General features: G+C 52.2%; 11 protein-coding genes and 1 pseudogene. 6 read left to right on the top strand and 6 right to left on the bottom strand.

Features of this window, described 5'->3' with window-relative positions:
• Nucleotides 1-227: 227 nt before the first annotated feature.
• Complete coding sequence (locus FE784_RS38060) at nucleotides 228-1,295, bottom strand: amidohydrolase family protein (RefSeq protein ID WP_176706815.1); 1,068 nt, start codon at nucleotides 1,293-1,295, stop codon at nucleotides 228-230.
• 47 nt (nucleotides 1,296-1,342) lie between these two features.
• Nucleotides 1,343-2,476, bottom strand: coding sequence for an amidohydrolase family protein (locus tag FE784_RS38065; protein WP_139607516.1), 1,134 nt, complete (start codon nucleotides 2,474-2,476; stop codon nucleotides 1,343-1,345).
• Between the two features lie 284 nt (nucleotides 2,477-2,760).
• Between FE784_RS38065 and FE784_RS38070 the strand changes: the two genes are divergently transcribed.
• From FE784_RS38070 to FE784_RS38080, 3 genes are all read left to right on the top strand, one after another.
• Entirely contained in the window at nucleotides 2,761-3,645 is an 885-nt protein-coding gene (locus tag FE784_RS38070) for an AraC family transcriptional regulator (RefSeq protein ID WP_139607517.1), read from the top strand.
• Nucleotides 3,646-4,342: 697 nt separating this feature from the next.
• Nucleotides 4,343-5,440: a YheC/YheD family endospore coat-associated protein gene (locus tag FE784_RS38075; protein ID WP_246132368.1), complete on the top strand. Its 1,098-nt coding sequence runs from the start codon at nucleotides 4,343-4,345 to the stop codon at nucleotides 5,438-5,440.
• 506 nt (nucleotides 5,441-5,946) lie between these two features.
• Nucleotides 5,947-6,363, top strand: a complete 417-nt coding sequence (locus FE784_RS38080) for a DUF1259 domain-containing protein (RefSeq protein ID WP_139607519.1) — start codon at nucleotides 5,947-5,949, stop codon at nucleotides 6,361-6,363.
• 116 nt (nucleotides 6,364-6,479) lie between these two features.
• On the opposite strand, the gene FE784_RS38085 is transcribed toward FE784_RS38080, so the two are convergent.
• Nucleotides 6,480-8,093 carry a GMC family oxidoreductase gene (locus FE784_RS38085; protein WP_139607520.1) on the bottom strand — a complete coding sequence of 538 codons (1,614 nt, stop codon included), beginning with the start codon at nucleotides 8,091-8,093 and terminating at the stop codon, nucleotides 6,480-6,482.
• 1,285 nt (nucleotides 8,094-9,378) lie between these two features.
• On the opposite strand from FE784_RS38085, the gene FE784_RS38095 reads away from it, so the two are divergent.
• Entirely contained in the window at nucleotides 9,379-9,681 is a 303-nt protein-coding gene (locus FE784_RS38095) for a hypothetical protein (RefSeq protein ID WP_139607521.1), read from the top strand.
• Nucleotides 9,668-10,063 (top strand): hypothetical protein, encoded by a 396-nt coding sequence (locus FE784_RS38100; protein ID WP_139607522.1) that lies wholly within the window; start codon nucleotides 9,668-9,670, stop codon nucleotides 10,061-10,063. Before FE784_RS38095 ends, FE784_RS38100 begins: the two co-directional genes overlap by 14 nt.
• A gap of 26 nt (nucleotides 10,064-10,089) precedes the next feature.
• Here FE784_RS38100 and FE784_RS38105 read toward each other — a convergent pair whose 3' ends face one another.
• Nucleotides 10,090-10,989 carry an AraC family transcriptional regulator gene (locus FE784_RS38105; protein ID WP_176706816.1) on the bottom strand — a complete coding sequence of 300 codons (900 nt, stop codon included), beginning with the start codon at nucleotides 10,987-10,989 and terminating at the stop codon, nucleotides 10,090-10,092.
• 95 nt (nucleotides 10,990-11,084) lie between these two features.
• Between FE784_RS38105 and FE784_RS38110 the strand changes: the two genes are divergently transcribed.
• A complete protein-coding gene (locus tag FE784_RS38110; protein ID WP_139607524.1) occupies nucleotides 11,085-12,716 on the top strand; it encodes a LamG domain-containing protein in 1,632 nt (543 codons plus the stop codon).
• Nucleotides 12,717-13,219: 503 nt separating this feature from the next.
• Here FE784_RS38110 and FE784_RS42740 read toward each other — a convergent pair.
• A pseudogene (locus FE784_RS42740) lies at nucleotides 13,220-13,708 on the bottom strand (group II intron maturase-specific domain-containing protein); the annotation flags it as partial.
• A gap of 5 nt (nucleotides 13,709-13,713) precedes the next feature.
• On the bottom strand, nucleotides 13,714-14,400 hold a 687-nt coding region (locus FE784_RS38120; protein ID WP_139607525.1), incomplete at its 5' end, for a helix-turn-helix domain-containing protein.

A 14,400-nucleotide genomic window follows, 5' to 3' on the forward strand; every position in this document is an offset into this window, starting at 1 on the left:
CGGCTGCCTGCCCGGAGACGGCGCAGGCAGAGATGAGGCGAGTGGATTCCCTTGCTTCTTCTTCCAGAGCTGTCGTCATCTTCGCTAAATTCGTAGAGATTCTGCAAAATGACTCATGGATCGCAACTCCTTCCGAGAACGAGTCTGCTCCTATTCCGGTCAATCCGATCTTATCTATGCACAAAGCGACCTCCAGTAGCCAAGGTCGCTTTGTGTTCAACTGCTCCTTACAGCTTGTACAGTTCCGCCGCATTTCGATACAGGATGCGCTCTTGCAACGTCTCATCTATACTCGGCAGCGATGCTAACGGAGCATCGACTTCATGGTAGGGGTAATTGCTGCAATACATCAACGTGTCATGAGCGTGAATGCTGTTCATATATTGATGAAAGATCGCCTCATCCGGCGTTTTTTCCAGTGATGGCGAAGTGACTCGGAAATGCTTGCGGAAATACTCGCTTGGCAGTTGCTTGACCCATGGCGTTTGCACACGCAAGCTTTTCCAATCCAAATCCAATCTCCATAAGTAGGGGGCAAGCCAAAATGCGCCGCCTTCATTCAGTACAATCCGCAGCTCCGGGAATGTCTCGAACGTGCCTTCAAAGATGAGGCTGGCCAGATGCGCCATCATCGCCTGCGTTTGCGATGCCTTCCATTCCGCCAGATGGGTGACATAACCTGCTCCTGTTGTCGGACTGTTCATACCGCCGCCTTCCATCCCCGCATGAATCATCACGGGCAAGTTATGGCGGACGCACGCTTCATAGATCGGGTAATAGAAGCTGTTGCCGAATGGGAGATGCGCGCCGTTGCTGAAAATGACCTGAGCCCATATGCCGCTTCCGGCCAACCGGTCGATCTCCTTGACAGCCAACTGCGGCGCTTGCTTGGTGACGAAGATCGAACCTTTGAGTCTGTTGTCCTGACTGAGCCATTGCTCTTTCGTATGGTCATTGATTGCCGAGCAAATCGCGGCCGCGTAGTGGCTATTGCCGACGCCCTGCATTCCGTAGCTTTCGCCGGTCAAAATACCATATTTAACATGATTGGGATTAAGGTGGTTTTCCTGCAAGGTGGCCAAATCTTTTACACTGCACGCGGGGCCTCCGTTAGGGGTGCCGCTGGGCAAATTGGCGCCGTATGCCGACAAGAGGTCGGCGAGCGCAAGCGGAAGGTATGATTTGATCGCTTTCGTTCCGGTGAAATGATGAATATCGCAATCGATGATGGCCCGGTGCAACTCCGGTTGATTCGCGGCTCCGGATGGACTGGTCGCACTCTCTGTAGCATGCATGAATGTTTCCTCCCTACTGTATAGGCAACTTAACGACGGGTGCTTCATTACTGATGAGGTTTCTTATCTTGATCGGCGCGACGATCGGGCAGGTTGTAGTATTCAGCCGCATTGTAGTATAGGACCCGATCCCACAGCGCATCGTCCATCTTGGGCAGTGCCATCAGCGGCGAGTCGAAATCCCAATGCGGATAGTCGCTGCAGTACATTAAGGTTTCCTCGGCAAACATGCTTTTCATCGATTGATCGAAGATTTTGCGGTTCGGCGTTGCCTCGAACGGCTGTGTCGACATCCGAACATGCTCGCGGAAATATTCGCTCGGCGATTTCTTCATCCATGGCAGTTGAATCCGCTCTTCCATCCAAATCTGATCCAGTCGCCACAAGTAAGGAACGACCCACAGTACGCCAGCTTCCTGCAGCAGCACTTTCAAAGTCGGGAATCGTTCGAAAGTACCTTCGAATATGAAGCTGGCCAGATGCGCCATCATCACTTGCGGCCTGGCGGAGCGTGACTCGATGTAATGGGATACAGGACCGGTATTTGTCGTCGGACTGTTGACGCCCCCACCCTCAGCTCCGACATGGATAGAGAAAGGAAGATTATGGCGTTCACAGGCTTGGTAGATCGGATCGTAGAAACGATTGCCGTACGGAAGTCTCGCTCCATTGTGCACGAGCACCTGCACCATATCGGGATGTTTGCCGAGCCGATCGATTTCTTTCGCCGCCAAATTCGGTTCGTGCTTCGTAACATAGATAGAACCTTTCAAGCGCGCATCTCGCGAAAGCCATTGCTCAATCGTGTAGTCGTTAGTAGCGCAGCAGATCGCAGCTTCATATTCATACTGCAATCGATTGGCGCCTCCGCCTTCGCCGGTCAATATGGCATATTCCACATGGTGCGGGTCCAGGTGATGCTGCTGCATGAATTCAAGCGAACTGCCTGCCGGACCTCCCTCGGGCGGAAATGAATCGACCATTCTGCCGCCTACGCCGCCGTTAAAATGATGGCCCCCGCCTTGCGGGGCGGGCGGAGGCGGCGAATCGCGCCATTGTTTCGATAGATACGCCTTCGTCACATCCAATCCCGTGTAATGATGAATATCGCAGTCGATGATCGATTTTTTTACTTTAGGGCGTATCGACTTATCCTGCTGTACAGCATCCGCCGTTTCCATGAGTGATTCCCTCCATATGAACGAATAATCGCAAGAGCAACAAAGTTTCTAAATCAATTGTACAGATGTTGCGATTGATGCGATATCCGATTGTTGACCGTTAATTGTGGATAGTTTGATCAATTTGAAAAATGGGGGAGAGCGGATCGTTGCAAGCGAGGATCAACCGCGATTCGCTTAACCTGACAACATATGGGAGGTCGAATGCTTCTGTTTGTTGAGATCGTCCCTGTTTTGTGACATAGTTAGGGCAATTGGAACTGTTCAGATGGGGGACATCGACTATGGATATGAAAAATCTGTTAACAAACGAGAAGCCGGATTGGAATCGGGATATGGAGACGAAGCTAAGCCGGTTTCCCATTGTGCTGCACAGCGACCAATGGATGAAGGGAACCGGTCTTCATTATCATCCCGGATTAGAGATACATGTAACGAACGAGGGGGTGGGCACGATGGTGGTCGGCCGCCAAATCTTGCTGCAAGCTCCCCGATCGGTACTCGTTTTTCGAGGTATGGTGCCTCATCAGATGATTTCGAAGTCGTCCTACAAACGCACGGTCATCAGTTGCGACTTTGGCGACGATGACGCGACGACGAACTTGCATCGCTTGGCGGAATTTTCATGGATTCCGCAAGACTCCTGCTTAAGCTTCACGTTAAGTCCCAAGGAATCTGTGGAGATGGAGAGTTTGTGCAAGTCGCTTCAGCGGGAATTGCAGGAGCGGAGAATCGGTTGGGAACGAATGGCTCTGGCCCATGTGCTGCAGATTACGGTTTTCCTGCAGCGTAGTTCGACTGACCCGGAGCATGTCGCCTCCTCTTCCGCAGCGTCGAGAAATATCGATTTGCTACAGATGTGTTCAGACTATGTATGTCGCAATTTGGGAGCCGACTTATCCTTGAGAGCGGTTGCGCGCCGATTTGCCCTCAGCGAAGAGCATCTGACCCGAAGTTTTACCCGAGAGATGGGAATCAGCTTCTATCAATATGTACTCTTGCAGCGTACGGCCGAAGCCAAGAGACTTCTTCGCGAAACACCCGACCTGTCGATCTCCGATATCGCCCATATGATCGGGTTCACATCGTCCTCTCACTTCAGCCGGCAATTCAGAGCGTTGACGGAGGAAACGCCGTCCGCTTACCGGCAAAAAGTGCAATCCACGTAAAACGGGTTTTTACTATGCAAAGAAAACTAGTCAAACATTTGCAATCTTCTGCTTGCTCGCCAAGCACCGGGGGAAGCGTCAGCAAAAATACTGTCGCTGAGTCGGTTCACAGCGGCATTCACAACACAATCGAGGTAGGTTTTGGGGAATGTCCTCTTCAAAAGACGGTTTCTTTTTGTTATGTAAAGTGAAAAAAGGGGCTGCCCGCGGGCGATCGTGTTAGGATTGACGACGGTAGTCTTAAATATTTGGGCTAAGCAGATTTGGTCCACAGCCTATAACCTTCCATGACGATCCTCCATAAGCTGTTGAAGCAAACGAATCCCGTTTCACGGGGCGGGGGGAGCAGATGGGCCTAATAAGCTGTATTATTAAAGCAAATGACCGAACCGGTAAGACCGTCTTCGCTTCTCGCGACTTATTGCGGTCGCTCAGAATCGAAGATGCGCGAAGCATTCGGCTGACACTGGGCAGCAAGTCGACAGATGTAATTGTAAAGTCATTTAGTACAAAAGGACACTCCTTGCGAATCCCTACATCCGTAGCTCGTTTTTTGAAACTTCCGTTCACGGGGAAATGTCTCCTTTCTCGCCAGGAAAACAATGAAATTCGAGTCGGTCCGCTCATCGGAATGCTAACTGCATCTGGAAGTAAGGACAGCTCTGGCAGAAGAGGGAGCGAAGGGATCAAACAGCTGATGAGAGCCGGTAAAGACAGATCGTTCGTCTTCGCCTTCGCCAAAAATGATGTGGATTGGGGCAATGAAACAGTCATCGGCTCTTTTCCCCAGCCTTCCGGCGGCTGGTTGCGCCGGAAAGTTCCGCTGCCCGATGTAGTCTACAACCGGTTCCTGAACCGAAACGAGGAGCGATCGTCGTCCATGGACCGTTTTAAGAGACGGCTCCTAGGCAAAGGCATTCCCGTTTTCAATTGGAGTTTTTTCGACAAAGGGGACGTCTACAAATGGTTGGAAGGAGAATCCGCATACAAATATATCCCTGAATCGATAGTGAGTCCTTCCACAAAGCAGATTAAGCAATTAGTGGAGAAATACCCTTTTATCTATTTGAAGCCGACCCACGGCTCGGCAGGCAGAGGCATTTATCGTCTGGCCTACGTCCCGAAGCACGGTTATTATATCCGGTATCGGCACGGCGGGAAAAATGTGCAAATCCGTTACTCCCGGTTCGATGTCATGATGAACATGATTGAGAAGCGAAGCAATATGAGTCGCTACGTCGCTCAACAAGGCGTCCGTTTGATCGAACTCGACGGCTGCTCGGTCGATTTCCGATTCCATATGATCAAGAATGGCAATAACGAGTGGGTGATTTCCGGTATTGGGGCGAAGAAAGCGGGGAGGGGGAGCGTTACGACGCATGTACGCAATGGAGGAAAACTAATAATGCCGATGCGTTTACTTTCCGGAGTGTTCGGTTCGCGGGCGGGGAAGGTGCTGGACAATGCAAAAAAAACCGTCATCGAGCTGGCGGAGGCGGTCGAGCGCAAATGCCCAGAAACGTTGGGAGAGTTGGGGCTCGATATCGGGCTAGACCGTAGGGGAAACGTTTGGATGTTCGAAGCGAACGCGAAGCCAGGCCATACGATTTTTAAACACCCCTCCATGAAATCGGCAGGCCGCAATTCGTGGGCCCACTTGTTTGAGCATTGCTTGTATCTCAGCAAATTTCGAGGAGGAAGGGGTAATGAAACCGGTAATCGCCATCCTCGCATGGAAAGTAAAAACACCACTTCAGATAAGATTCGATTCGAGAGAAATGGGAAAATACTTTGAGTAATTAGGAGACAGAGGGTATCATTTTGGAAAGCTGGCAGGTACTTCGCACCAAACTAAACGGGTACTTCAGCTCAAACCGGCTGCCGGCGATCGGCAGCCGGTTTGCGTTAAAGGGCAAGATTGCTTCATGAAAAATATGAAAAAAGCGGTTTACCCTGTAATCATCTAGGGCTATAGACGCGAGATCTCCATGCGTCCGATGATTTTTCCCAAGAGTACAATCGGCGTTTCGTCGACAACGATCGCTCATTCCGCGCAAATATATAATGGCGCACGTGACCATCGTACCCGCTACAAACGTGTGATAAGCCACATCTGAAATATTGATCAATTGCAGTCGGATCTATTCCAATCGTTCTCCGATCGGTCGATCGACATCCTCGAAAGGTTCGAGGCAAAAGGTATACATGCCAGCTAACATAATATTCCACCAACAGGGCATATGCATATACGCCATTCTCCGACCGGTAATACAATGTTTCAAAACCATGAGGAGGTCAATAATGGCGAACGCGAAAGCAAGTCCGCAATTTATAAGGTTATGCAATCAATTTGCAAGGATATTAGGAGGCGAACATGAAATCGATCCCGGACCTGTCTGTTTTGTAAGTCGGGCGAGAAGGTTAAGAGCGACAATTTTGGGAAGGCGAACGACTTCGCCTCTAGTTCGCTACCAGCTTTTCTCGTTTGAATCCCTGGACCGGTCGGGCCGTGCCCTTTGCTTGGGGGAAACCGCATGCTTTCAAAACCAAGCCAATCGATTAATCCGTAATCTTCAAAGAAAAGGCATTACGGTTACAGCCCTTCATAACCACTGGTTGAATGAGAGTCCTCGATTGATGTACATTCACTGGGAATCCATCGACAACCCTATCGCATTTGCAAGAAAAAGCAAAGCTTCCATCGCTTTCTTGGGCTAAGCTTCAATCTATGATCGGTACGAAATTGCTGCCTTGATGAGGGGCTCTTCGAAGAAGGATCGGCATTGTATCAAGAGGGGCCATTTTGAGCCCCTCGCGGCCGGTCCGCCGAACAGTTATTCTTCATCTTCCTTCCAACCCATGTTTCTACGTCGCGACGGGTTTTTGAGCAATTTCCTTGCGATCGTATAGCCGATCAAATATGCGGCAGCCGATGTGTTGCCGTCCACTGTAAACGGAATGAGGGAAGCATCGGCTACGATTAGACCAGTTACCCCGTGAACTCGCCCCGAACGGTTGACAACCCCCCCTTTTTCGAGCGGAGCCATCCGCAGAAAGCTTTGCTGATGATGGTTATGTTCGAAATTTTCTTTAATAAAATTTTCCAGCTTTACATCGTCATCAATAACGTCGAGTGTAGGAGATACAAGTCGATAGGAGGAATCGATTCGCTCCAGTTCCAAAGCGATATTCCTAATATAGATTTTGAAAATATTTTTTACGGCATCCAAATCGTTCGAATTGGACAAAAACCCTTCATCGGCCAGCACGATTTTGAGCGGATCTTTATTTTGGATTGCGATCGATCCACTGCTCTCGGGTCGCAAATAAAGGACCGCCACCGTTAATGTTTCGTCGGAGCCGATGCCGATCAGCTGGACGGCTCGTCGAGCTGGTCTTTCCCCCGTAGGGTCGGGCAGAAAGGCTCCGCCAGTGTAAAGGGCGTTCGGATCGTCGGGCGGCAGCGCGCGATCATTGCGATTGGCAGTGAAAACGGCAAAGTTCAGCGTATGATTTTTCAGTCTCTTTCCTACATGCGGATTGTCGAAAATAACGGGGATTCCCGACTTTTTCAACTGTTCGGCCGGTCCGATCCCGGACAACATCAGAAACTGGGCGCTGTTGATTCCCGCAGATATGATAACTTTTTTTCGTGCGTAAGCGCGGACGCAACTTCCTGCCTGCAAATATTCCACACCGATGGCGCGCTTGCGAGAAAAAATTACCCGAAGGGCCGTTGTTCGAAAAAGAACGGTCAGTTTGCGACCATGAGTTCCCCGGCCGGAAGGCGTCATAATATCCGAGGATAAAAACGCGGTTGAAGAGCTTTCCCTTCGACCGTCCGGTTTTTGGTACAATTGCCATCGTGTAAACGGCCCTAAAGGAGTTTCCGGATCGTTGTAATCGACAATATTCGGCAATCCGGTTGCCCTCTCAATCGCGGCGGTCAACTTTTCGGCCATAGACGTCGGAGTGACCGGTGCCTGCCTGATGTCGATTCGGCCATGATATCCGCGCGCTCCGGGATTTTGTGTTTCGCCGTTATATTTCTCCAATCGTTTAAACCTCCGAATTGTCCTTGCGGGGGACCAGAGAGGGCCGAGTAAAGCTTCCCATTGTTTAAATACAGCCGATGTCGGTCGTACATACTGCTCCCCGTTAATGGAGGACCCGCCGCCGGAGAGGCGCCCCGTCGTCCATTCGAAGGACCGGTTGTCGAGATTGGCTTGGGGGATGCCCTCCCCTTGCCAAAAGTATTGGGGAAAGTAGCTTTCCTCAAGTTCCAAAGCAAATGCGGAATCCGCGATGGGTTTGTCTTTGTCGTTATGATCGCCCGCTTCCAAAACAAGCACCGACGTTTTTTTATCATCCGTAAGCGTCTTCGCGATTACGGCACCCGCCGGTCCAGTGCCAACAACAATGTAATCGAAGGATAATGTCCTGTTCAAAGGTAAGCGCTCCTCGTGAATAGATTAATGTAGAATATTACTTCGACATTGTCCCGTGTGCCTATTTTTGCTGCAAGGATCTGACCTCCGTCAACGATAACAGTCCGATCAATGACGGTACCGGCACTTTCTATATTGAATTTTTAACGTCCACCTTTCCATCTCGATCAAGATAGGTTTGCCGCCCAGCATCTTTGCAATAATCACCGACAGGCTATCGTCCCTGGCGGCTACGCAGTCGTGGAGCACGTAGCTGGTCACTTGATCGACCAGATCTAGGATGATGGCTGTCACTTCAGGGACAGCAGAAAGCTCTTATATGTTAAAAAGAGCCGCGATTTACACGGCCTTTAATGTGATAATGTTCTGTCCATCATTTGCTTGGAGCCTCAAAGAATTCGATAGGATTACCTGCCGGGTCTTAAATATCTCATTTCCGACGATAAATCGGCGCTGAGTGCAATCAAGATGAGCATCCATCAAACTGCATTAGTTCTAATTTTCTCAAAATCATAGCCAGTCCCTGTGCCACCGGAACACCCCAGGAAGGGCAGGAACCACAACACGGTGCACCATGGTCGGGTCAGCCGATGCGGCGGGAGCGGGCCAGAGCCAACCTAGCGAGGACCATACCGACCAGCCCCAACTTATCAGTGAGGAAGCCTTGCGAACGTAAATAAATTGAACGGCAATTACATACACAATTCTCGTCTTCAGTAAAGGGTAGGAATAGGGGGGCACGCTACAGCATCAACAAATCTTGAATCAATGCCATAAAACATCCAAAATGCTCCATTCCACCTATAACCTGAAATTTCACCGTACTCTACGCGAGTTGGATAAAACCAGAAATTGTCGCCATTCAGGAGCCAGACATATGTGTATTGATATAAACAATCAACTACATATGAAACATCAGGTTTTGGGGGGATGAATGCAGGTGGGGGATATTGTGGTTGCCTCATGGACACCTGAGGTTGTGGTATAAACATCATTGATTTCCACTCCTTTAAATAGGTATTCATCATGGTAAATTCAAACGTACTGCATGCTATGTGGGCTAAGAACTAATTGATTGTGCGAAAGCCTAAGTATTAATTTTATATTTTAGGCAGTTTACCCATTAAAGGTCGGCAGCCTTCATTACGCTAACGGCAGGATAGTTGGTCTCATTCGAGCACGCCGTTCTAATACAAGTGAAACCGTAATCGCCCTCCAATTTTCTCATCACGAATGTACTTGACGTACGGGATTTGCTCGGACTAGCGTCCGGAGAAGAAAGCTCTTGCAACGATCAAGCGGAACGAACAGGAGGCGGGTGCGAATGAGAAGCAAGCTGCGCGTTACCATCTGGAATGAGTTTTGCCATGAGAAGACGAACGATACTTTCCGCACCATTTATCCGAGCTATGGGTCGTCGATTCCTCATGGCAGCACGAGCCTGTGGAGGTATTGGTTGACTGGATACACCTATGGGGGAGATAATTCACAGCTGCAGCATTTCCTGGAGGAGGGAGTCGTCGGGACGAATTATCTGGACTATGATTTCTCTGACAGCCTGGAGCTGGATCTGCGTGATCTGGATTAGAAAAAACGAGAGTATAGCAGCAGAGGACAAGGAAAAGAAAGCCCTGCAGTCCTTCCTCCGCATGCGCCAGGGCGATAATGCCGCACTGAAAGCGACTTACGTGAAGAATCGACTCTCGATCCTCAAAGTAAGTGCAATAGGGGTTATTTCAGAGGACCTTGCAACGGGCTATGAGTTTGACCCTCAACTGTGCCTCGTTCCGTTGGCCCATATTGGCGCTCAAAACCGGCCATTTCCCAGATCCCTCCCTTCCAGCCTGAGCTGGGGCGTGATGAGCGAGCCTCAAGTGCGCTCAAAAGCAGAGGTGCATTTAAAAAAGCCAAACGATATGAAACCAGACATCCTGCGCGGAAAGTCGTCTCGTTTCATACTGTCGATATGATTGTCCGATCCTTATAATTAGGAGCATCAGGGGTCGGGACGGTGCAGCTTGCGAAATTTGGCGGGCGTTACGCCGGTTTTTTTGACAAACATGTCATTAAAGTTGTTTGCGCCGGAGTAGCCGACCTCCTCCGCGATTTGCAGCACGGTTTGGTCGCTATTGATCAGCAAGTCTTTGGCAATTTCCAGACGGGTGTCGAAAAGCTTCTGCTTAAAGGAGGTGTTGTAGTATTTGTTCAACACCCGGTTCGTTTGCCGGGGGCTTAAGTTTAATTGGGCGGCAAGCTCCTCCAGGCTGCCGATCGGCTGGCGGTCGTGAAAAAACATGTCGATGATGCGTGTCCGCATGTCATCCTTCTGTTTGTTCGGCAGTTGATAAGGATACGTTTCCAGCTTGACCGATCGAACGAGATGGAGGATCAGCAGCACGAACAAACTTTGAATACAGGAATAACGGCCGAGCGAAGCCGTATCCAGCTCTTTCTTCAACCCATGCAGCAGTCCCGCGATCGTCCCGTCGTCTTGAAACCGATAATGGCGGATCGCCTCCAAGGTGGCGGCAATGTCACGCGTTTCCGGATCGAGTCCGCGACGGCCCGAGCCGGTTGCCCGTGTATAGTTGAATTGCACGATATAGCGCCGGATGGGATGACTAGGGGCTTCCTTGAACCGGTGATACACTTCGGGTCCGAAGATCAGCACGTCGCCGGATTGGACCGGAATTTCGTCGGTGTCCACGATGCAGCTGCCCCGTCCGGATAAAAAGCAGTGAACCTCGAAGGCATAATGGTTATGGTTTTTCGGCCAAACGTTGAAAGGGTCCGGCCCGAAGCTGGCATCCAGCAGAAGCTCCAGGCGCAGATCGCCGATGTTCGCTGTAATCTTCAAAGATTCGTACGACAGGCTGTTGTCCGAATGGTAAGACATGAAGGCTCGTCCTTCCCTCTCTATGCTAACGTAACCATTCGGCCTGCACCGGTCGAATTCCTGCTGGCGGCAACGCGCTGAAGGGAGGGGCATATATGGAAAACAAGGAGTGGTTGTCGATGACGGAAAAGGCAACACGTATCGGATACTGGCCGTTGCGAACGAATACGGACGATGTGACCGAACACAGACGTCACGGAGTCGGACAGGCCGTTACGTTTAACAAGGAAGGCGCGGTGTTTGACGGCATCGGCTCGGCGGTGTCGCTGCCGGTAACGGAGGAAACGAACGGCAGCCGTCCGTTCAGCCTGTCGCTGCAGTTTCAGGTGAAGGACGGCAAAGGCTTCCTGCCGGGCGGCCTCGCCAGCGTGTACACGGTGGAGAAGATGGAAGGCTGGCACTTGTCGGTGCTGACGCAAGCCGGCGTGACATCGACCCAGTCCAACTGGCGCAATCTGCAGTTCGGCTGGAGTACGGCGAAGGGTGAAGACGTCTGGCGCGACTGGGGCAGCCCCGGCAATGGCCGGATGATCAGCGCGCTGTGCGTGCATGACGGCCATCTGTACGCCGGCACGTTCGACAACGCCGTCGATAACCGCGGCCGGGTGTTTCGTCTGGACAATGCGACGGGCGAGTGGATGGATTGCGGCTATCCCGACGACAGCAACTCAGTCTATGCGTTCGCCGAGTTCAAAGGCCATCTGTACGCCGGGACGATGCGTTACCGGGCGGGCGGCTCGTCCTTGCCGGATTCGCCGAATATCGAGCCCGGTGGCCGCGTGTATCGGTACAAGGGCGGGCAGGAGTGGGAGCTGTTCGGCGAGCTGCCGGTGCCGGATAACGACAGCGTGGGCGCGCTCACGGTTTATGACGATCGACTGATCGCGATGTCGTTTTACCCGCACGGCGTGTTCGCCTACGACGAGCACGGCAACTGCAAGCCGCTTGGCGCGCCCGGTCCGGCGGGCAACATCCGCACGTTCAATTTGGCGCCGCATCAGGGCGATTTGTACATCGGCTGCAACAGCAGCGGCGGCGTATACCGGCGCAAGCTCGACGAGCCGTGGACGTATTGCGGCAATGTGCCGACCTGCTCGCAGGTGTACTGCTTCTCGACGTTCCACAACCGGCTGCTGATGGGCATCTGGCATGAAGCCCGGATGCTGCGTTACGAGGGCGGCACGGAGTGGAGCGATTACGGGCTGATGGACGAGGAGCTCGAGGTGATGGGCGTCTCGGTGTTCAACGGCAAGCTGTACGGCGGCACCTTGCCGGGCGGCTTCGTGTATCGCTACAACGGAGAGCGGAATTGGGAGAAGATCGCCGTTCTGGAGGAGCCTGACCCAAATATCCGCTACCGCCGCGTCTGGTCGATGGCGGTGTACAACGGCAAGCTGTTCGCCGGCACGCTGCCGAGCGGCAAGGTGTGGAGCTTGAGCCGCGATCCGCTGGCGACGCATGACACATCGCTCGCCGACGGCTGGCATCGCGCGGTCGTGACATACGACCGGAGCAAGCTTGAGCTGTACGTGGATGGCGCACTCGTGTCCGAGGCGGCCTGCGACGCCGGAACGATCGACAGCGCGGCACTGGCCGGCTTGCCGCTCACGCTCGGCAAAGGGCCGCAATGCCACTTCTCCGGCGTCATACGCGAGGTCGAGCTGTTCGCTGGCGTGCTGACCGCGGACGAGGCGGCGCGCTTGTCCGGAAAGGGGGCCGGCGCATGAGCTACGATGCGGCAACGTGCTTCTTCTCCATCGTCGAGTACAAGGGCTATATGCGGGAGGTCGCGGGCGGCGGTATACGGTAGCAACGAATGTGACGCGCAGCTTCGACTTCTTGGAATGGAAACGCGACATGCAAAGCTCGAAATCGGGCTTTCCGTTCTCGTCCGTCAACATATGCTCGCCGTCAATAATCGTTCCGGAGTCAAACGGAGGATCAAGCAGCTCCGGATATTTGGCTGTCATCTCGATATTGTGCCGACTAAACATGCGAGGTCGAATCCAAATTGGACACGAGGGTACGAATGCCATCCAATTGTAATTCTGAGAAAAAGAAGGATCGATGAATGGGGTATTGTGTTTACTGTACTGAAGCAACATCGGAGCACTAAATATTATCAAACAACTAATGCTCTATTCTACATAAATCGAGTAGCAGGGGGCGGCTAGCCCCCGAGCTCCCACACCGCCGTACATGCGGGTCCGCATACGGCGGTTCCAAAAGATTAACGAAATTCCAAGTAACGAGAAAGTAGACTTTTCAGCCCTTTCGCTTCCCAGTAGGAAGTCGGAAGGGCGTTATTTGTGTTCCGGGACATTTCCAAAGCTCCGCGGCGTGAGTAGGCCATCACGAAGAAGGCCCACTCCGGTACACCAAGCTCGGAGCTCACGGATGCGCGTGCGGACTCCTTTCCACTGTTTCCATAGGCACATGCGGAGGCGTCTGCGTATCCATTGGTCAACTTGTTCGCAGTGCGACTTGGCTGAGGCCAGTTGGAAATAGCCGATCCATCCCGTCACATTGCGATTCAGCCGTGAGATTCGGTCTTCCATCGACATCGGCCTAGTTCGGTTGGTTTTCTCCCGTACCTACTCTTTGAATCGCGAGATGGTCCAAGGCGCCAACCGAATCGTGGCCTGATGGTGGAATGTGAAGCTAAATCCCAGAAACTTGCGGTACATGGCCGCGCCACTGCGCTCTTTTCCCGGTTCATCGAGTTTACAAGCGATGGGCTGCCCTAAACTCAGACGGCGTCGTCTGCAGCTTTTTGACAAACAGCCGGCTGATGTACGAGCCGTTGCGATATCCGCATTTTTCTGCGATGTCTTCCAGGTTCAGGGTCGTTTCCTGCAGCAGTTTGCAGGCTCGTTCCAGACGCAAGGTCGTCAAATAATCATGCGCGGTCATTTTAAAGGCAGCCGTAAAGCGCCGGGAAAATTGCACGGGTGTCAATCCGTAGGCAGAAGCGACCCTGTGCAGGTTCAGCTCTTCGAAAGCGTGTTGACGAATGGTCAGCGCCGCTTGATCCATGAGCGGGTCTGTGGTGGGCCTGTCGAGACGAAGAGGGACAAGATGGCGCTCCGTCATAAACATAAACAGCAAATCGTCAACCATGTGCTCGACCCATCGAAGGACTGGCTTCTGGACGCTGGCGTGCGGGAACGAGCGCAAGTAGCCGAAGACGGATTGCAGGCGGTTCGTACGCGCCAGCGGCAGATGGCAAGGCAGCAAATGCCGTTCGGCCAGCGCCGCAGATACCACTTCTCCCGTATCGCGGTGAACCCAATCGAAATGAAAATAATGAAACGACAGCGGCATCCTGATGCTGCGCTGAAACGACGTCTCCGGCGGACATAACACCAGATCTCCGGCGGAACCGATCCCCTGCTCGTCCCCAATGCGATA

Source organism: Paenibacillus hemerocallicola (genome assembly GCF_006265175.1).
GTDB classification, from domain to species: Bacteria; Bacillota; Bacilli; order Paenibacillales; family NBRC-103111; genus Paenibacillus_AB; species Paenibacillus_AB hemerocallicola.

What these genes read in the sequence shown, in the direction of transcription:
- FE784_RS38060 (WP_176706815.1), bottom strand. Translation starts at nt 1,295, where the DNA reads ATGCATGCTACAGAGAGTGCGACCAGTCCATCCGGAGCCGCGAATCAA.
- FE784_RS38065 (WP_139607516.1), bottom strand. Translation starts at nt 2,476, where the DNA reads ATGGAAACGGCGGATGCTGTACAGCAGGATAAGTCGATACGCCCTAAA.
- FE784_RS38070 (WP_139607517.1), top strand. Translation starts at nt 2,761, where the DNA reads ATGGATATGAAAAATCTGTTAACAAACGAGAAGCCGGATTGGAATCGG.
- FE784_RS38075 (WP_246132368.1), top strand. Translation starts at nt 4,343, where the DNA reads ATGAGAGCCGGTAAAGACAGATCGTTCGTCTTCGCCTTCGCCAAAAAT.
- FE784_RS38080 (WP_139607519.1), top strand. Translation starts at nt 5,947, where the DNA reads ATGGCGAACGCGAAAGCAAGTCCGCAATTTATAAGGTTATGCAATCAA.
- FE784_RS38105 (WP_176706816.1), bottom strand. Translation starts at nt 10,989, where the DNA reads ATGTCTTACCATTCGGACAACAGCCTGTCGTACGAATCTTTGAAGATT.
- FE784_RS38110 (WP_139607524.1), top strand. Translation starts at nt 11,085, where the DNA reads ATGGAAAACAAGGAGTGGTTGTCGATGACGGAAAAGGCAACACGTATC.